Origin of the sequence: Bradyrhizobium sp. RD5-C2, from assembly GCF_019972155.1 — a bacterium.
Lineage (GTDB): Bacteria > Pseudomonadota > Alphaproteobacteria > Rhizobiales > Xanthobacteraceae > Bradyrhizobium.
The window spans coordinates 80,310-100,889 of record NZ_BOVL01000018.1 but is presented as its reverse complement, the minus strand read 5'-3'; the positions used below and the strand labels follow the sequence as shown (position 1 = coordinate 100,889).

General features: G+C 64.9%; 20 protein-coding genes. 10 read left to right on the top strand and 10 right to left on the bottom strand.

Annotated features, from left to right (window positions below; genetic code table 11):
* Window positions 1-123: 123 nt before the first annotated feature.
* From BraRD5C2_RS20965 to BraRD5C2_RS20950, 4 genes are all read right to left on the bottom strand, one after another.
* Window positions 124-1,236: an SMP-30/gluconolactonase/LRE family protein gene (locus tag BraRD5C2_RS20965; RefSeq protein WP_223970978.1), complete on the bottom strand. Its 1,113-nt coding sequence runs from the start codon at window positions 1,234-1,236 to the stop codon at window positions 124-126.
* A 173-nt stretch (window positions 1,237-1,409) separates the two neighbouring features.
* Complete coding sequence (locus BraRD5C2_RS20960) at window positions 1,410-2,324, bottom strand: SDR family oxidoreductase (protein WP_223970976.1); 915 nt, start codon at window positions 2,322-2,324, stop codon at window positions 1,410-1,412.
* 108 nt (window positions 2,325-2,432) lie between these two features.
* Window positions 2,433-3,572 carry a thiolase C-terminal domain-containing protein gene (locus tag BraRD5C2_RS20955; RefSeq protein WP_223970974.1) on the bottom strand — a complete coding sequence of 380 codons (1,140 nt, stop codon included), beginning with the start codon at window positions 3,570-3,572 and terminating at the stop codon, window positions 2,433-2,435.
* 4 nt (window positions 3,573-3,576) lie between these two features.
* A complete protein-coding gene (locus BraRD5C2_RS20950; RefSeq protein ID WP_223970972.1) occupies window positions 3,577-3,990 on the bottom strand; it encodes a Zn-ribbon domain-containing OB-fold protein in 414 nt (137 codons plus the stop codon).
* A 255-nt stretch (window positions 3,991-4,245) separates the two neighbouring features.
* Here BraRD5C2_RS20950 and BraRD5C2_RS20945 point away from each other — a divergent pair, with 255 nt between their 5' ends.
* The 10 genes from BraRD5C2_RS20945 to BraRD5C2_RS20900 all read left to right on the top strand — a co-directional run bounded on the left by BraRD5C2_RS20945 (window position 4,246) and on the right by BraRD5C2_RS20900 (window position 13,806).
* Window positions 4,246-5,493, top strand: coding sequence for an amino acid ABC transporter substrate-binding protein (locus BraRD5C2_RS20945; RefSeq protein WP_223970970.1), 1,248 nt, complete (start codon window positions 4,246-4,248; stop codon window positions 5,491-5,493).
* Between the two features lie 45 nt (window positions 5,494-5,538).
* On the top strand, window positions 5,539-6,462 hold the full coding sequence (locus BraRD5C2_RS20940; protein WP_223970969.1) for a branched-chain amino acid ABC transporter permease: 924 nt from the start codon (window positions 5,539-5,541) through the stop codon (window positions 6,460-6,462).
* Window positions 6,455-7,375 carry a branched-chain amino acid ABC transporter permease gene (locus BraRD5C2_RS20935; protein ID WP_212311150.1) on the top strand — a complete coding sequence of 307 codons (921 nt, stop codon included), beginning with the start codon at window positions 6,455-6,457 and terminating at the stop codon, window positions 7,373-7,375. The genes BraRD5C2_RS20940 and BraRD5C2_RS20935 overlap by 8 nt, the downstream gene beginning before the upstream one ends.
* Window positions 7,365-8,096, top strand: coding sequence for an ABC transporter ATP-binding protein (locus tag BraRD5C2_RS20930; RefSeq protein WP_050406749.1), 732 nt, complete (start codon window positions 7,365-7,367; stop codon window positions 8,094-8,096). The genes BraRD5C2_RS20935 and BraRD5C2_RS20930 overlap by 11 nt, the downstream gene beginning before the upstream one ends.
* A complete protein-coding gene (locus BraRD5C2_RS20925; protein WP_223970967.1) occupies window positions 8,086-8,805 on the top strand; it encodes an ABC transporter ATP-binding protein in 720 nt (239 codons plus the stop codon). The genes BraRD5C2_RS20930 and BraRD5C2_RS20925 overlap by 11 nt, the downstream gene beginning before the upstream one ends.
* A gap of 179 nt (window positions 8,806-8,984) precedes the next feature.
* A complete protein-coding gene (locus tag BraRD5C2_RS20920; protein ID WP_223970964.1) occupies window positions 8,985-10,334 on the top strand; it encodes an amidase in 1,350 nt (449 codons plus the stop codon).
* Entirely contained in the window at window positions 10,327-11,013 is a 687-nt protein-coding gene (locus tag BraRD5C2_RS20915) for a DUF2848 domain-containing protein (protein WP_223970961.1), read from the top strand. The genes BraRD5C2_RS20920 and BraRD5C2_RS20915 overlap by 8 nt, the downstream gene beginning before the upstream one ends.
* A gap of 148 nt (window positions 11,014-11,161) precedes the next feature.
* Window positions 11,162-11,908, top strand: coding sequence for a 2OG-Fe(II) oxygenase (locus BraRD5C2_RS20910; RefSeq protein WP_223970958.1), 747 nt, complete (start codon window positions 11,162-11,164; stop codon window positions 11,906-11,908).
* Between the two features lie 12 nt (window positions 11,909-11,920).
* Window positions 11,921-12,571, top strand: coding sequence for a DNA oxidative demethylase AlkB (gene alkB, locus BraRD5C2_RS20905; RefSeq protein WP_223970956.1), 651 nt, complete (start codon window positions 11,921-11,923; stop codon window positions 12,569-12,571).
* Between the two features lie 26 nt (window positions 12,572-12,597).
* A complete protein-coding gene (locus BraRD5C2_RS20900; protein ID WP_223970953.1) occupies window positions 12,598-13,806 on the top strand; it encodes an MFS transporter in 1,209 nt (402 codons plus the stop codon).
* A gap of 100 nt (window positions 13,807-13,906) precedes the next feature.
* On the opposite strand, the gene BraRD5C2_RS20895 is transcribed toward BraRD5C2_RS20900, so the two are convergent.
* The 6 genes from BraRD5C2_RS20895 to hpaH all read right to left on the bottom strand — a co-directional run bounded on the left by BraRD5C2_RS20895 (window position 13,907) and on the right by hpaH (window position 20,506).
* Window positions 13,907-15,535 (bottom strand): thiamine pyrophosphate-dependent enzyme, encoded by a 1,629-nt coding sequence (locus BraRD5C2_RS20895; RefSeq protein WP_223970950.1) that lies wholly within the window; start codon window positions 15,533-15,535, stop codon window positions 13,907-13,909.
* Window positions 15,536-15,559: 24 nt separating this feature from the next.
* Window positions 15,560-16,432, bottom strand: a complete 873-nt coding sequence (locus BraRD5C2_RS20890) for a fumarylacetoacetate hydrolase family protein (protein WP_223970946.1) — start codon at window positions 16,430-16,432, stop codon at window positions 15,560-15,562.
* A gap of 180 nt (window positions 16,433-16,612) precedes the next feature.
* Window positions 16,613-17,596 carry a 3,4-dihydroxyphenylacetate 2,3-dioxygenase gene (gene hpaD / locus BraRD5C2_RS20885; protein WP_223970944.1) on the bottom strand — a complete coding sequence of 328 codons (984 nt, stop codon included), beginning with the start codon at window positions 17,594-17,596 and terminating at the stop codon, window positions 16,613-16,615.
* 146 nt (window positions 17,597-17,742) lie between these two features.
* Complete coding sequence (gene hpaE / locus BraRD5C2_RS20880) at window positions 17,743-19,287, bottom strand: 5-carboxymethyl-2-hydroxymuconate semialdehyde dehydrogenase (RefSeq protein ID WP_223970941.1); 1,545 nt, start codon at window positions 19,285-19,287, stop codon at window positions 17,743-17,745.
* Entirely contained in the window at window positions 19,280-19,678 is a 399-nt protein-coding gene (locus BraRD5C2_RS20875; RefSeq protein ID WP_223970938.1) for a 5-carboxymethyl-2-hydroxymuconate Delta-isomerase, read from the bottom strand. The genes hpaE and BraRD5C2_RS20875 overlap by 8 nt, the downstream gene beginning before the upstream one ends.
* 21 nt (window positions 19,679-19,699) lie before the next feature.
* Window positions 19,700-20,506, bottom strand: coding sequence for a 2-oxo-hept-4-ene-1,7-dioate hydratase (gene hpaH / locus BraRD5C2_RS20870; RefSeq protein ID WP_092125092.1), 807 nt, complete (start codon window positions 20,504-20,506; stop codon window positions 19,700-19,702).
* Between the last annotated feature and the right edge of the window lie 74 nt (window positions 20,507-20,580).

Genomic DNA, 20,580 nt, shown 5'->3' with positions numbered 1-20,580 from the left:
GGATCCATAACCACGACTGGTCGTGCCGTGAACGGTTTGGGCCCCAGCTTTCTTCGACAATCCACCGCGGTCGTAGTCCCGGCCCCGTGCGCAATCGCGCACTAGGCCGGGACGACGGTTAGATCAACAGTTGTGTGCGCCTCTGGTCTCGACATAGACCGCGTAGAGCGACTGGCTTGCGGTCATGAACAGGCGGTTGCGCTTCTTGCCGCCGAAGGTGAGGTTGGCGCAAGTCTCCGGCAGCAGGATCTGGCCTATGCGCACACCGTCGGGCGCGAACACCTGCACGCCGTCATAGCCCGGGCCGACCCAGCCGGCGCCGACCCAGATGTTGCCGTCGATGTCGACACGCATGCCGTCGGGGAAGCCTGACTTGCCGTCGAGCGTCATGTCGATCAGCGTGCGCGGGTTGGAGAGCTTGTCACCGTTGAGGTCGTACTGCCAGACGATGTTCTTCGCGTTCGGATAGTGCGTGATGCCGGTGTCGCAGACATAGACCTTCTTGTAGTCGTGGCTGAAGGCGATGCCGTTCGGCTTGAACGGTTCGTCGGCAACCTTCGTGATCTGTCCGGTGGCAGCATCGATGCGGTAGACGGCCTCCTTCTGGTAGGGCTGGTTCGAGCCGGTGTTGGCGCGCTGGCCCTCATAGATCGAGATCGCGCCGTATCCGGGATCGGTGAACCAGATCGACTTGTCGTTGGGATGCACGACCATGTCGTTCGGCCCGTTGAGCTGCTTGCCATTGGCTTGCTCGGCCAATGAGGTGACGGTTCCGTCGTGCTCGTAACGCACCAGCCGCGTGCGCTCGGCCGTGATCTGTCGGCCCTCGAAATCGAAGGTCGAGCCGTTTGCCTCGTTCGACGGCTTGTGGAACTGCTCAGAGATGTGGCCGTCATCGTCGAGGTAGCGCAACTGCCGGTTGGCCGGGATGTCGCTCCACACCAGATACTGGCCCTGCGCGTTCCAGGCTGGACCTTCAGCCCAGAGGCAGCCGGTGTACAGCCGCTTGATCGCGGTGTTGCCGACCTTGGCCTTGAAGCGCTTGTCGTCGATCACGACGATGTCGGGGTCAGGATAACGCTGCGGCTCCGCATTGCGGCCGAAGTCGCGCGCTGCAGCATCGGATGCAGCCATCGCGGTTGCAGCAAGCGCGGTTGCGCCGCGCAAGATGGTTCGACGGTCGAACGCCTTCGCGCCGTCGCTCTCGTGTTGCTCTGTGTTGTTTGGATTTGTCACGAAAGTCCTCCCAGGTTTTTTGTTATCGGGAGGGCGATCATGCGCCGGCAATTCGGGCACAATGCGGGCGCGTTATGAAGAAACAACCAAAGAGTGTGTCGCCCCGGCGGTTTCGCCGAGGCGACTTTTTCATAAAACTGTCAGATCGGATCCCAAATTGAGATCGGATCAGTTCAGATCGGATCCCAGGTGAAGACGTCGGCCGAGCGGTCGAGCTTGGCGAACGATCCCTTCAGCGCCGGCATGCCGTGTTCCGCAATGGTCTCGGGCGTCCAGCCTTCGCCGCGATGCACCGAGCGCACCGGACGATGCTGGCCGAACAGGAAGATCTCGTTCATGCGCACGCCGAAGATCTGTCCGGTGACGTCCTTGGCGGCGTCCGAGAGCAGATAGGCGCAGACCGGCGCGATCTTTTCCGGGCCCATCTGCTTGATCTTCTCGACGCGGGCCTTCTCGGCGTCGGTCTCGGTCGGGATGGTGCCGATCATCCGGGTCCAGGCGAACGGCGACACGCAGTTCGAGCGGACGTTGAAGCGGCCCATGTCGAGCGCGATCGATTTCGACAGGCCGACGATGCCGAGCTTGGCGGCGGCGTAGTTGGCCTGGCCGTAATTGCCGATCAGGCCGGAAGTCGAGGTGAAGTGCACGAACGAGCCTGATTCCTGCTCGCGGTAGATGCGCGCCGCAGCGTGGCTGACATAGAACGAGCCCATCAGATGCACCTTGATGACGGCCTCGAAGGCTTCCACGCTCATCTTGTGGAAGATCATGTCGCGCAGGATGCCGGCATTGTTGACGACGCCGTCGAGCCGGCCGAAATGATCGGTCGCGGTCTTCACGATCTTGCTGGCCGGGATCGCTTCCGCCACCGACTCGAAATTGGCAACGGCAGTGCCGCCGCGCTTCTTGATCTCCTCGACCACTTCCTCAGCGGGCGCAGCATTCGAGCCGCCACCGTCGGCGGCGCCGCCGGGATCGTTGACCACGACCTTGGCGCCTTCCGCGGCGCAGAGCAGCGCGATCTCGCGGCCGATGCCGCGGCCCGCGCCGGTGACGATGATGACCTTATCCTGCAGTGATTTTGCCATGTGGGTTCTCCTGGTTTGCTGTCCGTCATTCCGGGGCGATGCGCCAGCATCGAACCCGGAATCTCGAGGTTCCGGGTTCGCGCTTCGCGCGCCCCGGAACGACGGGCGTTACTTCTCGTTCGTAAAGATGATGGTGCCTGACGCGGCGAACATGCCACCGACGCCGTGGCAGACCGAGATCTTCGCATTCGGCACCTGCGCCGGCGCGATGCCGCGCATCTGTCGCACGCTCTCCTGCAGCGCGTACATGCCGTACATGCCGGAGTGCATGTAGCTCAGCCCGCCGCCATTGGTGTTGAGCGGCAGCTTGCCGCCGGGGCGGGTGTTGCCGTCGGCGATGAACTTGCCGGTTTCCTCATGTGGCATGAAGCCGAGGTCGCCGAGGCCGTAGAGCGGCAGATGCGCGAAGGCGTCGTAGATCATCAGATGATCGACGTCCTTGTGGGCGATGCCGGCCTCCTTGAACGCCAACGGGCCCGCCACCCTGAAGGCGCGCGATGAGTCAAAGGTCTTCATCTGGCTGACCATCGGCGTCTCCACGCTCTCGCCGGTGCCGAGAATGTAGACCGGCTTTTGCGGGAAATCCTTGGCGCGATCGGCCGAGGTGAGGATCAGCGCGCCGCCGCCGTCGGTGACGAGGCAGCATTGCAGCAGCCGGAACGGATAGGCGATCATCCGCGAGTTCAGGACGTCGGCGACCGTGATCGGATCCTTCATGGTCGCGCGCGGGTTCTTCGCCGCCCATTCGCGCTGCACGACGGCGACCATCGCGAGCTGCTCATGCGTGATGCCGTGCGTCTTCATGAAGCGCAGCACCGGAATCGGGAACATGCTCGGCGGCCCGTAGACGCCGAACGGCGACTCGAACTGGCCGTTGAGGCTGTCGGGTGCGGTGAAGCGCGGCTGCTTGCCGATCATCGACTTGCCGCTCTCGGCATGGGTGATCAGCACGGTCTTGCAGAGGCCGGCCTCGATCGCGGCAGCGGCGTGGCGGACATGCAGCATGAACGAGCAGCCGCCGACCGAGGTGCCGTCGACCCAGGTCGGGGTGATGCCGAGATAGTGCGCCATCTGCTGCGGGGTCTCGACCGCGGTGGCGAAGCCGTCGATGTCGGAGAGTTTCAAGCCGGCGTCCGCGATTGCATTCAGCGCCGCGTCCGCGTGCAGCTGGATCTGCGACATGTTCGGGATGACCCCGAGTTCGGTGGTTTCGGCCGCACCGACGACGGCAACCTGGTTCCTGCGCATCACATCACCCCTTTGCCGGGCGGAACAAGGGAAGGGTGATCTTGTCGTCGAGTGCCTCGAAGGCGACCTCGAGCGGCATGTCGAGCTCGAGCGCTTCCGGCGTCTGCGGACAATCGATGATGTTGCTCATCATCCGCGGACCCTCGTCGAGCTCGACGATGGCGATCGCATAAGGCGGCGTGAAGCCGGGCGCGGCGGGACGATGGTTGATGACGTAGCTGTAGAGCTTGCCCTTGCCGCTGGCCTTGAAGATCGAGACCTTGCGCGAGGCGCAGGAGGGGCAGAACGGGCGCGGCGGAAAGTAGACATTGGCGCAGGCGTCGCAGCGCTGCAGGCGCAGCTCGCCGGCCTTGGTGCCGTCCCAGAAATGCTGGGTCTCAGGTGTCGCCTTTGGTTTCGCGCGCGCGGGCTCGGCCATGTCTGATGTCTCCTCCCGAAATCGTTACGGTCTTGATGCGCCATCGAACCAAGGCCCGTCAACGGTCCATCCACGCCCCGCGCAGCGGCCTGTGTCCCGCGCATGCCGCATATTCCGCCCCTCGCACAATTGCTAAGGCCGCGATGCTTGTGTCGCTCCGGTCCGGCGCGTAGAAGGGCCGCGGTCCAAGATACGTCCAAGATACGTCGAAGCCAGGTCCACGAGACGTCCAAGATACCCGGGAGGAATAACATCATGCTGAGGATCATCGGCGCGGCACTCGCTGCCAGCCTCGCATTCGCCACGCAGGCAATCGCCGCCGACGCACCGTCGGAGATCAAGATCGGCACGCTCTACGCGTCCTCGGGGCGCTACGCCTCGATCTCGATGCCGGTCTACAGCTCGCTCAAATTGTGGGTCGAGCAGAAGAACGCCGAGGGGGGCGTGTTCGTGAAGGCGTTCGACAAGAAGATCCCGATCAAGCTCGTGTCCTATGACGACCAGAGCAACACCGCGACCGCCTCGACGCTCTATAACCAGCTCGTCACCCAGGATAAGGTCGACCTGCTGGTCGCCGATTCCGGATCGGTGCTGACGGCGCCGGCGGTTGCGATCGCGCGCGACCACAAGATGTTCCTGTTCGACCAGACCGGCACCGGCGCGAGCTTCTTCTCCAAGGACAATCCCTACATCGCGCTGATGGCCGACCCGGTGTCGACGGTCTGGCCGAAGCCGGTGGCTGACTTCATCAGCCATGACGGTCCGGGCCTCGGCATCAAGAAGATCGCAATCCTCTACGCGACCAACGAGTTCACCGGCACCCAGGCCAACGCGTTCCGCAAGTTCGTCAAGGAGTCCGGCGCGCCGATCGAGATCGTCTACGACCAGGGCGTCCCGACCGAGACCACCAACTACAACGTCATCATCAACAACATCAGCAACACCAATCCCGACGCGGTGATCCATTTCGGCTACGCGCCGAACGACATCGCCTTCCTGCGCAACGTCCAGGACGTCGGCACCAAGTTCAAGATGCTGTTCGCGATCTATGCCGGCCTCGAGACCGAGCTGCTCGAGAAGAACGTCGGCGCCAAGGGCCTCGAGCATGTCTGGACCTACGTGCCGCCGTCCGAGCTGGATTATCCCGTCAATTTCGGGATGACCATGAAGGATTTCCGCACCGCCTGGCTGAAGAAGTACAACGACGGCAAGATGGAGTTCGGCTTCAACGCGGTGGCCGGCTACACCACCGCGCTGGTGATCGAGAAGACGCTGTCGGTTGCGACCAGTCTCGACCAGATGGAGCTGCGCCGCGCGGTGTTCTCGCTCAGCGGCCAGCTCAAGACGCTGGACGGCACCTTCGCGCTGGATGAGACCGGCGGCCAGATCGGCGAGTTGACGCCGCTCGGCCAGCTCACGGTCGACGAGCACGATCACATCAAGTTCGTCTCGATCTATCCGCACGAGACCGCGACCGGCAAGCCGATCTATCCGGCGCCGTGATGCAGGTGAGTACCCTAGACGTAGTCTTCGGCGGCGAGCGATAGCATGACTTATGCGCTCGTTGCCGGCGTGCTGTTCGGGCTGTATTTCAGCCTGGTCGGCATCGGCCTCAATCTCGTGTTCGGCGTCATGCGCATCGTCAATCTTGCGCATGGTGACATCCTCATGCTCGGCGCCTTCATCGCGCTCGGCGTGGTCGGCATTGCCGGCATCGACCCGCTGTTCGCGGTGCCGCTGGCCTTCATGGTCTTTGTGCTCGCGGGCGTGCTGCTGTATTGGGTGCTGGTGCCGCGGCTGCAGGGCTCGGCCAACCCGGAAATGCTGTCGATCATCCTGTTCTTCGGCCTGTCGCAGGTGATCGAAGCCGTCACCACGATCTTCGCCGGCACCAGCGAGCGCTCGATCCAGAGCCGGCTACTCGGCACCGTGTTCACGACCATCAAGGTCAAATGGTTCGGCGGCAAGGCCGGCGGGGCAGGGCCGATCCAGATCTTCGGCCAGGGCTTTCCCGCGCCTTGGGTGATCGCGGCGATCACCAGCCTGATCGCGATTGGGTTTGTTTATCTCTATCTCTACCACACGCGGCTCGGCACCCTGACCCGCGCGGTGATGTCACGCCGCGACGAGGCGTTGGCGACCGGCATCGACGTCGACCGCGTCTCGGCGGCGGCGTTCGGCATCGGGCTTGGCATCGCGGCGGTGGCCGGCGTGTTCGCACCCTTCATGTTCGGCTCGGTGACGCCGGCCTTCGGTGCCGATGCGACCGTGACCTCGTTTGCGATCGTCGTGCTCGGCTCGCTCGGCAATCCCTTGGGCACCGCACTCGGCGGCGTCGTCTACGGCCTCTGCTACATGCTGGTGCAGACCTATCTCAGTTCCTGGGCCGACCTCTTGCCCTATGTGTTGTTGATCGTGATCCTGTTGCTGCGCCCGAGCGGTCTGCTCGGAAGGCGGGTGCGCGTTGCATAACGCCTCGAAACACCTGCTGTTCATCCTGGCGCCGCTGGTGGTGGTGTTCGCACTGCTGCCCGGCGTCTATCAAAACCATCTGCTGCTGTTCAACTTCGTGATCTTCCTGATCCTCGCGCAAGGCGTGAACATCATCTATGGCTTCACCGGCTATCTGCCGTTCGGCTATGTCGGCTTCTTCGGGGCCGGCGCCTACGGCTTTGCCATCATGGTGATGCATCTGCAGACGCCGGCGCCATTGGCCGTGCTGGTCGGCGGCGTCGTCGCGGTGGCGCTGGGTCTGTTGCTGACCCCGCTGCTGCGGCTGTCGGGTGCGTATTTTGCGATCGCCAATCTCGCGGCCTCGCTCGCCGTGCTGCACTTCGTCGCCAACCCGGCGCTGGAGGGCATCACCAAGGGCCCCTACGGCGTATCGCTCACCGGCACGTTCAATCCGACCCATGCCTATTATGCGGCCGTGGTCGTGATGGCGCTGACGGTCGGCGCGGTGATCTATCTCAAGAACTCGCCGTTCGGCCTGGCGCTGCAGGCCGTGCGCGAGGATGCGGTGTCGGCCTCGATGGCCGGCGTCAACATCATCAAGATGCGGGTGATCGCCTGGCTCGCCTCGGCGCTGGTCGCAGGCCTCGCCGGCGGCATCTACGCCTGGTACGTCTCGGTGTTCTATCCGGACAACGTGTTCTCCGGCGAGTTCTCGATCTTCGCGATCGTGTTCGCGCTGTTCGGCGGGGTTGCCACCATCACGGGACCGATCGTCGGCGTGCTCATCTTGTATGGCATCTACAATCTGATCGGCTTCACCACGCCGCAATATTTCCAGCTGATCTATGGCCTGCTGATCATGGGGCTGGTGCTGTTCCTGCCCGCAGGGCTGGTGTCGCTGGCAACGCGCAGGGGGTGGCATGTCCCCTGAGCAAAACTCTATCCTCAAGGTCTCCAAGCTGGTCAAGCGCTTCGGCGGCTTCCATGCGCTCGACGGCCTCAGCTTTCACGTCGTGCCCGGCGAGATTCTCGGCCTCGTCGGCCCGAATGGCTCCGGCAAAACCACGGCGATCAATGTGATCTCCGGTCTCTATGCGCCCGACGGCGGCGAGGTCGTGTTCGACGGCGCTTCCTCCGGCGGCGTCGCCTCGCACAAGCTCGTTCACCGCGGCATCAACCGCACCTTCCAGGTGCCAAAACCGTTCCTGTCGCTCACCGTGCGCGAGAACATCCAGGTGGCGCTGGCCTATGGCGGCGCGACCGGGACGCCGCCGTCGATCGCCGAGCTGCTTGAGGAATACCGGCTCAAGGAGGTCGCCGATCGTCCTGCGGCCGATCTCAACAGCGCGCAGCAGAAGATGCTCGATCTGACCCGTGCGCTCGCCACGCGCCCGCGCCTGTTGCTGCTCGACGAGCTCGCGGCCGGCCTCAACCCAGCGGAGCTCGACTGGATCGCCGGCCGCATCAAGGCGCTCGCCGCGACCGGCATGGCGATCATCGTGGTCGAGCATCTGATGGGCTTTATCGAGCAGATCACCGATCGCGTCATCGTGCTCAATGCGGGCAAGGAGATCTTCGAGGGCACGCTTGCGACCGCGGTGCGCGAGCCGCAGGTGATCGAGGTGTTTTTGGGAGGCGAGCATGCCCACTGATGCAGCATCGCTTCTGGACGCCAAGGGCGTCGATGCCGGCTACGGCACCATGCAGGTGCTGTGGGGCGTCGATCTCGACGTCCGCCCCGGCGAGACCGTGTTGTTGCTCGGTGCCAATGGCGCGGGCAAGACCACGTTCCTGAAATCGCTGGTCGGCCTGATCGAGGCCCGCAACGGCCACATCAGGCTCGGCGGCGAAGACATCACGAGAATGCGATCTTCGGATCGCATGAAGCGCGGCATGACCTACATGTCGGAGCTTGCGGTGTTTCCCGATCTGTCGATCGAGGAGAACATCCGGGTCGGCGCGCAGGCGCTGGGCCATGCCAATCCGGGCGCGCGGGTCGACGAACTGTACGGCCTGTTTCCGGTGCTGCGCGACAAGCGCCGCGACCCGGCCTCCAGCCTGTCCGGCGGCCAGCGCAAGATGCTTGGCATCGCCAAGGCACTGTCGGCCGAGCCGAAGCTGCTGGTCATGGACGAGCCCTCGGCCGGGCTGTCGCCGCTGTTCGTCAAGGAGGTGCTTCGCGCTTTGTCGAGCCTGCAGGGCCGTGGATTGGCGCTCTTGATCGCCGAGCAAAATATCGGTTTCCTCGAGATTGCCACCCGCGTATTCGTGCTGGAGGGCGGGCGGATCCGCTTCTCCGGCACGGTTGCCGAGATGAGCGGCAACGAAGAGCTGCACCGGGCCTATTTTGGGTTGAAGTGACGCCGGCGGAAGCGCTTTCGAGCGAAGTGGACACCGGTTCGCGTGAAGAAAACGCGTCAAAAAAAGAGAAGCGCTACCACCGATCTGGAAATCGGCGCCGGTTCGCGCGACAATCAGCTGCAAGACCTTTTGAGTTGCCAGCCAGCAAGCCGTGAAGTGCAAGCCTTAAAGTGAAAGCCATGCCCAAAAATCCGACACTCGCCTCCCTTGCCGCCGACCTCGCCAGCGGGGCAACCTCCGCCCGCAAGCTCGTCGAGCAATGCATCGCCAGGATCGCCGATCCGTCCGGCGAGGGCCAGCGCACCTTCATCCATGTCGACCGCGAGGCGGCGCTGGAAGCAGCCGACGCCATGGACCGGCTGCGCAAGGCCAACGCGGCGCCGTCGCCCTTTGCCGGCATTCCGGTCTCGATCAAGGATCTGTTCGACATCAAGGGGCAGGTGACGCGCGCCGGCTCGCGCGCGCTGGATGATTCCGCGCCGGCGGATGCCGATGCGCCTGCCGTGGCGCGGCTCAAGCGCGCCGGCTTTATCGTGATCGGCCGCACCAACATGACCGAGTTCGCCTATTCGGGCATTGGCATCAATCCACATTACGGTACGCCGAAGAGCGCCTGGAACCGGAGCGTCGGCCATGTGCCGGGCGGCTCGTCCTCGGGCGCCGCGGTCTCGATCGCCGACGGCATGGCGTTCGGCGCGCTCGGCACCGACACCGGCGGCTCCTGCCGGATCCCGGCCGCCTTCAACGGCATCGTCGGCTACAAGCCGACCCAGCGCCGGATTCCGCTCGACGGCGGCGTGCCGCTGTCGTTCACCCTCGACAGCTACGGCCCGCTGGCCAATTCAGTGGCCTGCTGCGCCGCGCTCGATGCGGTGCTGGCCGACGAGCCGGTGACGCCGGTCACCCCGCGCCCGGTCAAGGGCATGCGGCTCGCGGTGCCGACCACGGTCGTGCTCGACGACCTCGATGATGCCGTCGCAAAGACCTTCGAGCGCGCGCTGGCTTCGTTGTCGCGCGCCGGCGCGCTGATCGAGCGCATCGAGGTGCCCGAACTGCTCGATGTCGGCGTGATGAACACCAAGGGCGGGTTTTCCGCGGCCGAGAGCTATGCCTGGCACCGCTTCCTGCTGGCCAGCAAGGGCGACATCTACGATCCCCGCGTCGCGGTGCGGATCCAGCGCGGCGAGGGGTTTCTGGCGGCCGACTATATCGACATCATCAACGCGCGCCGCTCGTTCATCGCCCGGACCGAGGCGCGCATCGCACCTTATGACGCGATGGTGCTGCCGACCACGGCGAACCTGCCGCCGACCATTGCCAGTCTCGCCGATGACAAGGCATTCGCCACCGAGAACCTGCGCGCGCTGCGCAATCCCTCGCTGATCAACGTGCTCGATGGCTGCGCGATCTCGCTGCCCGCGCATCGCGAGGGCGAAGCGCCGGTCGGCCTGATGCTTGCTGCCGCGGGCGGCTCGGATCGCCGCATCTTTGAGCTTGCGGCCGGAATGGAGACCGTCATCCGTGTTTGATCTCACCTTCAATGTCGACGACAAGGGCGTCGCGACGCCACTCACGCTTGAAATCAAACAGGCCGTGATCGCCGGCTGGACCGGCCGCGATCCGGTGGCGCGCGACAAGCACATCGCCGAGCTCGAGGCGCTCGGCATCGCACGGCCCGCGACGACGCCGATCTATTACCGCTGCTCGGCGCGCCGGCTCACCTTCGCCGACACCATCGAGGTCTGCGGCGAGGACTCCAGCGGCGAGGTCGAGTTCGTGCTGATCGGCTGGCAGGGACGCATCTTCGTCGGCTGCGGCTCCGACCATACCGACCGCAAGGTCGAGAGCTACAGCGTCACGGTGTCGAAGCAGATGTGCGACAAGCCGATGGCATCTGAGCTCTGGGAATTCGAAGACGTCATCGATCACTGGGACCAGCTGATCCTGCGCTCCTGGGCCACGATGGGGGGCCAGCGCGTGCTCTACCAGGAAGGCACGCTCGATCACATGCTGCCGGTCAAGGACCTGATCGGGCGCGGCTTCGACAAGGGCGCGTTGCCAGACGGCTGCGCCATGTTCGGCGGCACCTTCGCGGCCAAGGGCGGCATCCGCCCGGCCAGCCGCTTCGAGTTCGAGCTGGAAGACCCGGTGCTGAAGCGGAAGATCAGCCACGGATATGACGTGGTCACGCTGCCGGTCAGGGGCTGATTTCTCGCCGCGAGGTCTCGGAGCGGATGCAGCCGACACCCTCTCCGCGCGTCGTCCCGGCGAAAGCGGGAATTGGGGCGTCGTTCCCGGCACATCTAGATCGGAAATCGGGTGGCGACTCCCGCGATCATGCGCAAAACTCTGGCTCATGACAGCAACAGCCAAAGCCATCCCCCGCACCCCAACCACGAGCATTCCCGCCCGCGTTGACGCGCTCGACTGGGACCAGATCACGGCCGACCTCGACGGGCAGGGCTGCGCCGTCCTGGGCGGCCTGTTGAAGCCCGAGGAATGCGATGCCATCGCCGCGCTCTATCCCGACGACGGCCACTTCCGCAGCCGGGTCGTGATGGGCCGCCACGGTTTTGGCCGCGGCGAGTACAAGTACTTCTCCTATCCGCTGCCGGACCTGATCGCGGAGCTGCGGCCGGCGCTCTATGCGCAGCTGACTGCGACAGCCAATCGCTGGAACCAGACGATGGGGATCGAGATCAGCTATCCGCCGTCGCATGCAGCGTTCCTGAAGCGCTGCCATGACGCCGGGCAGGCGCGGCCGACGCCGCTGCTGCTGCAATATGGCGAGGGCGACTACAATTGTCTGCACCAGGATCTCTATGGCGAGCACGTGTTCCCGATCCAGGTCGCGATCCTGCTGTCGCAGCCGGGGCGCGATTTCACCGGCGGCGAATTTGTGCTGACCGAGCAGCGGCCGCGGATGCAGTCGCGGCCGGAGGTGGTGCCGCTGACCAAGGGCGATGCGGTGGCGTTTGCCGTGCATCATCGTCCGGTGCAGGGGACGCGCGGGCCGTATCGTGTCAATCTGCGCCACGGCGTCAGCCGGATCAGGTCCGGCCATCGCCACACCGTTGGCGTGATCTTCCACGACGCAAAGTGAGTGCGCACAGGCGTGGCTGCTGATCTGTTCGAGACAATTGGCGATGCACGGCCGCCGCGCGAAGTGATTGCGGACGGCGCGGTGCTGTTGCGCGGCTTCGTTCGGCCGTTCGAGGCCCTAATCCCGGCCTTGCGCCTCATCGTCAAGCAGGCGCCGTTCCGGCATCTGATCACGCCGGGCGGCCACCGCATGTCGGTCGCGATGACCAATTGCGGCAGCGTCGGCTGGGTCTCCGATCCCAGCGGCTATCGCTATGATCCGATCGATCCTGACTCGGGACAGCCATGGCCTGAAATGCCGGAGGTGCTGTGCGGGCTCGCCGTCGAGGCTGCGGCTGCGGCCGGCTTCAACGGCTTCGCGCCGCAGGCCTGCCTGATCAACCGCTACGTGCCCGGCGCAAAACTGTCGCTGCACCAGGATAAGGACGAGCTCGACTACGGCGCGCCGATCGTCTCGATCTCGCTCGGGCTGCCGGCGGTCTTCTTGTTCGGCGGGCTGAAGCGCAGCGACACACCGCGCCGCTACAGACTCGAACATGGCGATGTTGCGGTGTGGGGCGGGCCGTCACGGCTATTTTATCACGGTGTCGCAGCGCTCGCTGATGGCGAGCACAGCGTGCTCGGCCGGCAGCGCATCAATTTGACCTTCCGCAAGGTGCGCTGAAGCGCGGGGTGGTCTAGACTTGGCGGATGACCACCAAGGCCGACCGCGCCGTCAACCGCACCGGCGTCTATCTCGCCGTGCTGCAGCTCGTCTTCACGCTGGGCTGGACCACCTACCTGATCTATCTGCCGAAGCTGTGCGCGGATGTCGGCATCGCGCCGTCGACCGTCATCCTGATCCTGATGATGGACCAAGGCATCTTCACGGTGACAGACACCGCGATGGGCATGGCCGCGGACAGGATTGCGAGCCTGGTCGGCCGGCTCGGCGTGTTCGTCGGCTTTCTCGCCGCGATCTCATGCGCTGCCTTCGTCGCGCTGCCCTATGTGGCCGGCACCGGGCCGGGCGCGAAATTCTGGCTCATCGTGCTGATCGTGATCTGGTCGGTCACATCGTCGGCCTTGCGCGCGCCGCCACTGACGCTGCTGGGCAAGTATCGCGCGCAACCCTCGGTCCCATTCCTCGCCGCGCTGGCGATGCTGGGCTACGGCATCGCGGGTGCGGTCTCGCCCTATCTCGGCGTCGTGCTGCGCGATCACGATGCACGGCTGCCGTTCGTGCTGTCCGGCGCCGTGCTGCTGCTGACTGCGCTCGCGTTCTCAGGGATCGAGCGCCGCGTCGCCGAGGAGGCGCAGCCGGAGCGGCTCGCACCACCGGCCAAGCGGCTCGGGGCGATACCGATGTTCCTGATCGGATCGATGGTGCTGCTGTCGCTCGGCTATCAGCTGCACTTCAACATCAACAGCGCCCCGTTCTATTTGCGGTTTGCCAAATCAGATGAGCTGCAATGGCTGATGCCGGTGTTCTGGATCGGCTTCAACATCGCGATGTTTCCGGCGAGCATTGTCGTCAAGCATCGCGGCGGCTTGATCGTGATGGGCGCGGCGGGATTGCTCGGCGCATTCGCCATCGTCGCCGCGGAGATTGCGGGCAGTCTCAACATACTGATCGTGGCGCAGTTTATGGCGGGAGCAGCCTGGGGCTGCATGCTGATGAGCGCGGTGTCCGCGGCGCTTGCGATCGGGGAGACCGGCGCGGAGGGCAAGGTCACGGGCCTGGTGTTCTCGGCGCTGGCGCTCGCGACCTTTGCGCGGATGGCGGCGGTCGCCGGCGGCCTGCAGAAGATACCGGACTATGCGCCGCTGGTGCACTGGGCACCGGTCGCCTGCTGGTCGGTCGCCGGCGCCGGCCTGCTCGTGATCGCCGCGTCGCGGCTGCAAGTGAGGCGGATTTAGTATCGTCATTCCGGGGCGATGCGAAGCATCGAACCCGGAATCGCGAGATTCCCCGATGCGCAATTGCGCATCTGAGGTTCGCTTCGCCCCGGAATGACAACTAACTATTTCGCGCCGGGTGGATGAACGCCCAGGGCGAGACTTCCGAATCGGTCGGCACTTCGACCGAGATCACGTAGGGCCCGCCGTCGGCCAGCGCCTTCTCCAGCACGGGGCGGAAATGATCCGGCGAGGTGACGCGCGCAGCACCGACACCGAAGGACTCCGCAAGCTTGACGAAATCGGGGTTGACCAGGTCGGAGGCAACGACACGGCCGTCGAAGCGCTCGCGCTGGTCGCGGCGGACATTGCCATAGGCGTTGTTGTTGAACACCAAGGTCACCACGCCGATCTTGAACTGCACGGCGGTGGCGAGCTCCTGCACGCCGAACATGAAGCCGCCGTCGCCGGTGATCGCCACCACCGGCTTGTTCGGATTGGCGACCTTGGCGCCGAGCGCGGTCGGGAAGCCCGAGCCGAGGGTGCCCTGATAGCCCGAGGTGACGAAGGTGCGCGGTTCGTAGATCGGAAAACCGTACCAGGAGGCGAAGCCGACCTGCGACAGCTCATCGGTGACGATGGCGTTGGCCGGCAGCACCTCGCGCAGGATTTTCAGGTAAGCCATCTGCGGCTGGATCCGCTGGATCTCCTGCTCGGTAGCCGCGGTCGCCTCGCGGATCGCGGCGCGGCGGCCCGAGGTCTTGCTGTAGCCGGCCTTGCGCACGGCCGCGATGAGGTCGGCGGTGCCGGCCTTCGCGTCCGCGATCACGCCGGCATCGGCGGTCCAGCGGCGTAGTTCGACCGGATCGATGTCGATCCGCACACATTTCAGGCCGGCCGGCTGATAAGGCCAGCGCGACATGGTCGGCAGCTCCATGCGGGTGCCGATGCCGATCATCAGGTCGGTCCTCGGCCATAGCTTGTAGGCGGCGGCCATAGTGAGCCCGAGCTCGTGCGCGTTGGAGACGATGCCGCGGCCGCTGCGGAATGCGACCACCGGTGCGTCGATCATCTCGGCCAGCTCAAGGATCTCCTCGCGGGCCTCGATAGCGCCGCTGCCGACGAAGATCATCGGCGCCTTGCTGCCGGCGATCAGATCGGCGGCCGCCTTGATGCGGTCCGGATCGGGCTGCGGCGCCGGCAACGGATCGAACGGACTGACGGGGGCCACCTGGGTGCGCTGGGTGAAGACATCCCACGGCATCTCGAGCGATGCGGGACCGCGCCGGCCCGACAGCATCTCCTGGAATGCACGCGACACCAGCGCGGGCGCGTTGTCGGGATATTCGATCCGGTCAGCCCATTTCACGAAGGTGCGCAGCGTTGCGAGTTGATCCGGCATCTCGTGCAGATGGCCGCGGCCCTTGCCGAGGAATTGCGTCGGCACCTGGCCGGTCAGGCACAGCACCGGCTCGTTGCAGCCGAATGCGGTGAGCAGCGCCGCCGAGGCGTTGAGCACGCCGGGACCGGGCACCACGCTGAACACGCCGGGCTTGCCGGAGGAGCGGGCATAGCCGAACGCCATGTAGCCGCAGGCCTGCTCATGCCGGGCGCCGACCACCTTGAGCTGCGCCTGGTGGAAGGCATCGAACAGGCCATAGATCTGCGCGCCGGGCAGGCCGAACACGGTGTCGACGCCGTGAGCGACGAGGCCGTTGACGATCGCTTCGCCGCCGGATGTTGAGGTCATGGCACTGTCCACTCGCTTGTGAGGTTAGGTGGCTTCGTCGACGACACCGTTGCGCAGGATGCCGACGCCTTCGGCCTCGACCTCGACGACATCGCCGGGCTTCAGATAGCGCGGCGGATCGAACCGCGCACCTGCGCCGGTCGGCGTTCCCGTGACGATGATGTCGCCGGGAACCAGCGTCGTGAAGGTCGAGATGTAGTTGATGAGGTAGCGGAAGCCGAAGATCAAGCGCGAGGTGCGGTCGTCCTGCCTGACTTCGCCGTTGACTCGCGTGGTCAGCCGGATATCGGCGATCTGCGCCTCATTGGTGTAGGGCACGATCCACGGGCCGAGACTGCCGGTGGAATCGAAGTTCTTGCCCTGGGTGACGTTGAACTTGGCGTGGCGCACCCAGTCGCGGATGGTGCCTTCATTGCAAAGCGTGATCGCGGCGATGTGATCGAGCGCTGCGCTCTCGGGGATATGCCGGCCGGCCTTGCCGATCACCAGCACCAGCTCGCCCTCATAGTCGAGCTGCCGCGAGACGCGCGGCCGCACCACCGGCGTGTTGTGACCGACGAAGGAACGCGGCACGCGGAGGAACATGCTGGGATATTTCGGCGCGTCCGAGCCGTCCTTGTACTCGGCATTGCGGTCGGGATAGTTGACGCCGATGCAGATGATCTTGTCCGGCGCCGGGATCGGCGGCTGCCAGGCAACTGCTTCCAGCGCGAAATCGGGCGCGCGCTTAGCGGCATCCTCCACGAGCCTTGTCAGCGCGCCGGCGGCAATCGCCTCGCGCAGCGTCGGATAGTCCTTGGCGAAGCGCGACGAGAGGTCGACGATGCCGGTGTCGGTGACCGCGCCATATTGCGTGGCGCCGTTGATGGAATAGGTGGCGAGGCGAGGGGCTGACATCAGCAATCCATTCATTGGTGTCGTCCCGGCGAAGGCCGGGACCCTTACGCCGCGGCCATCGGAATGGGTACGCGGCTAGAGATTCTTTCGGCAACCCTATTCGGTGGTTATGGGTCCCGGCTCCGTGCGCAATCGCGCACTCGGCCGCGACGACGTGGATGGTGTTCGTTGTATTAGCGCCTAATCTGCGACCAGCACGTCGGCGACGAAGCGGGGCTCGCGCACCGCCTGGCCGGCGAAGGTCGAACCTTCCTCGAACCAGGAGCGCGGCGCCGGCGCGCCCCACAATGTCTGGCGGCGCGGATCGCGCAGTGACCAGCGCAGCGGCTCGTGGTCGTGATCGCCGGTGAAATAGTCGCTGGTGTAGAGCTCGATGCGATGGCCGTCGGGATCGCGGATATAGAGGAAGAAGGCGTTGGAGATGCCGTGCCGACCCGGGCCGCGCTCGATATTGGCGAGGAAGCCGGAGGAGGCCATCACGTCGCAGAGATGCACGATGTTCATCGCGGTCGGCACCCAATAGGCGATGTGGTGCAGACGCGGGCCACGGCCGTTGGTGATGGCGAAGTCATGGACGTTGCCCTTGCGGTGCATCCAGGCTGCGGCGATGCGACCATTGTCGCCGTCCTCCTCGGCATATTCGGTGAGGCGGAAACCGAGCCGGGCGTAGAAGTCGACGGTGTCCTGCACTTCGGCGGCGAACACGTTGAAATGGTCGAGCCGCTGCGGATGGCAACCCTTGTAGAGGTCGTAACGCCGCAACAGATGCGGGCGCTTCTCCATCGTGGCGTAGAGCTCAATCTGGAAGCCGAATGGATCGGTGAATTGCAGCGTGCGGCCCTGGAACGGTTGGTCGACGAAGGCGTAGGCAATGCCGTTCTCGGAGAAGAACGACGCTGCCTTGTCGAGGTCGCCGTCATTGCCGACCTTGAAGCCGAGCCGGTTGCAGGCGGCCTTCGCCGCCTTGCGAAGCACCACCGAGTGATGCTGGTGCTCTTCGCTGGCACGCAGATACACCGATTTGTCGTCGCGGTCCTCAATGTGGAGGCCGACGGTCTTCTCGTAGAACGCGGCGCTTTTCTCCAAATCCGTGACGTCGAGCACGGCGTGGCTGCAGCGAATGATGTTGAACGGCGGATCGAAGATGTGTGTTGGTGCGGGCATCGGTGTTTCCTCAATTTGGCGCGTCATTCCGGGGCGGTCCGTCAGGACCGAACCTCAGGTGCACAATTGTGCACCGGGGAATCTCGAGGTTCCACAATGCGCGCTTGCGCATTGGGGTTCGCTTCGCGCCCCGGAACGACGTGCAATCAAATTCCCAGTTTCTGAATCTTGTGCGTCCCGCGCGCGAGCGAGACGTGCTTGGTCTCCATGTAGAAGTCGAACGAGTAGTCGCCGCCGTCGCGGCCGATGCCGGAGGCTTTCATGCCGCCGAACGGGGTCGGCAGATGGCGGACGTTTTCCGAGTTGAGCCAGATCATGCCGGCTTCCAGCGCGTCGGCGACGCGCAGCGCGCGGCCTACGTCGCCGGTCCAGACATAGCCGGCAAGGCCGTACTGCACGCCGTTGGCGATCTCGATGGCGTCAGCCTCGTCGCGGAACGGGATCACGGTCAGGAACGGGCCGAACACCTCCTGCTGGGCCACGCGCATCTTGGCGTTGGCGCCGGTGACGAGGGTTGGCTGCACATAGTGCCCGCCGCCCGGACCGTCATGCGGCTTGCCGCCGACCGCGATCGTCGCGCCGTCCTGCCTGGCGACGTCGAAATAGCTGCAGACCTTGGCGAAGTGCCGTTCGTGGATTAGCGGCCCGATCTCGGTCGCCGGATCGAGGGGGTGACCGACCTTGAGTGCCTTCACGCGCGCGGTCAGCTTCTCGATGAATTTCTCGGCGATGCTCTCCTGGACCAGGAGCCGGCTCGACGAGGTGCAGCGCTCGCCGTTGAGCGAGTAGATCATGAACACGACGGCATCGAGTGCGCGGTCGAGATCGGCATCGTCGAAAACGATCACCGGGTTCTTGCCGCCGAGCTCGAAATGCACCCGCTTCAGGGTCGGTGCGCCCTGCGCCATGATTGCCGACCCCGTCGCGCTCTCGCCGACGAAGCCGATCGCCTTGATCGCGGGGTGCTCGGTCAGCGCCTTGCCGGCGTCCTCGCCAAAGCCGTGCACGGTGTTGAACACGCCGTCGGGCAGGCCGGCCTGTTTTGCCAGTTTGACCAGCAGATCGGCGGTCACCGGCGACCATTCGGCCGGCTTGTGCACCACCGTGCAGCCGGCAGCGAGCGCCGGCGCGATCTTCCAGGTCGACAGCATGAACGGCGTGTTCCACGGCGTGATCACGCCGACCGGGCCGATCGGCACGCGGGTCGAGATGTTCCAGTGCTCGTCCGAGGGCGTGCTGAGGCCGTCACGGGCCTCGCCGCATTTGTCGGCGAAGAAGCGGAAATTCTCGGCGGCGCGGATTGCGGCCTTGGCCATGAAACGGTGCGCCTGGCCGGTGTCGATGCATTCGAGCACGGCGATATCGTCGGCGCGCTCCTCGATCGCGTCAGCGACGCGATGCAGCAGCTCGCGCCGCTGCGCCGCAGGCATGTCGCGCCAGGCCTTGAAGGCCTTGGACGCGGCGGTTGCGGCACGGTCGATGTCTTCAGCGTTGCCGCGCGCGACGGTCGCCAGCACCGTGCCGTCGATCGGCGATCTGGTCTCGAAGGTCTGGCCGGAGGCCGCCGGCACGACCTTGCCGTCGATCACATGGCCGATGCCTTCGGCTTTCAACTTGGCGAGCAGCGGACTGGCGCGGTCGCGATTGGCCTGGAACACGTCGGCAGCAGATTTCGGGGCGGCTTTATCCATTGACCGGCTCCACCTTCAGTGCGTCGTGGATGTTGTTGCGTTTCCAGCTGGTTTCCTTGTCGTTGATCTGCATGTCGAACGACAGAGCGAACTTGGCTTTGGCGAAGACCGGATCGAGATGGGCCGACAGCGCCTTGAAGATGTGCTCGCCGGCCTTCTTGCGGGTGGCGAGATCGCGGCCTTCGCCGAGCCGCAGCACCATGTCGAGGAAGCAGTAATTCTTGCGGCCGTCTGCGATCGCGTAATGCTCGCACCTGATGGCGCGGACCCGGATGCCGCCGAGCGGGAAGATGCCGGTCTCGACCGCGGCCTTGCGGACCAGTTCGACGGTTGCGCCCATGTCGACGAGGCCGTCGAGATTGGCGGAATATTCAATCGTGAAATGCGGCATGCAGCGCTCCTGCTGAGTGCGTCAGGCGAAGTAGCAGCTCACGGAACCGTAGGGTCCGTAATCGGCCTGGATGGTGTCGCCCTTGCGGGTCTCGATCGGGCGGATGAAGGAGCCTGCCAGCACGATCTGTCCGGCCTCCAGCGCCAGCCCGTTCGGCGCGATCTTGTTGGCAAGCCATGCCACCGCGGTCGCCGGATGATTCAACACGCCGGCGGCCAGACCGGTTTCCTCGAGCTGGCCATTTCGGAAGCAGAGCGCGCCGATCCAGCGCAGATCGGCTTCCAGCGGGCGGATCGGCCGGCCGCCGAGCACGATGCCGGCATTGGCGGCATTGTCGGCGATGGTGTCGAAGATCTTGCGCGTCGCCTTGGTCTCGGGGTCGACGCGCTCGACCCGAGTATCCAGGATCTCCAGCGCCGGCACCACGAAGTCGGTGGCATTGAGCACATCGAACAGGGTGCAGTTAGGCCCTGCGAGGCGATGCTTCATCACGAAGGCGAGCTCGGCCTCGACGCGGGTTGCGATGAAGCGATCGGTCGGCACCAGGCCGCCATCGGCAAAGAACATGTCGTCGAGCAGGATGCCGGAATCTGGCTCGTCGATATTGAGCGCGCTCTGCATCGCCTTCGAGGTCAGGCCGATCTTGTGGCCCTTGACGACGCGCCCCTGCGCCACCTTCATCTCGACCCAGGCCTTCTGAATCGCGTAGGCGTCTTCGAGGGTAATGCGGGGGTATTCCAGCGAGAGCTGGCGGATTTGCTTGCGGGTCTTTTCCGCACTGTCGAGCCGTTCGGCTGCAGCGCGGATATCGTCCTTGGAGAGGGCCATGCGTGCTACACAAAAGTGGATGTCGGGAGATGATTAACATGTTAAGTGAATTCCCGCAAACTGAATCAGGGCAT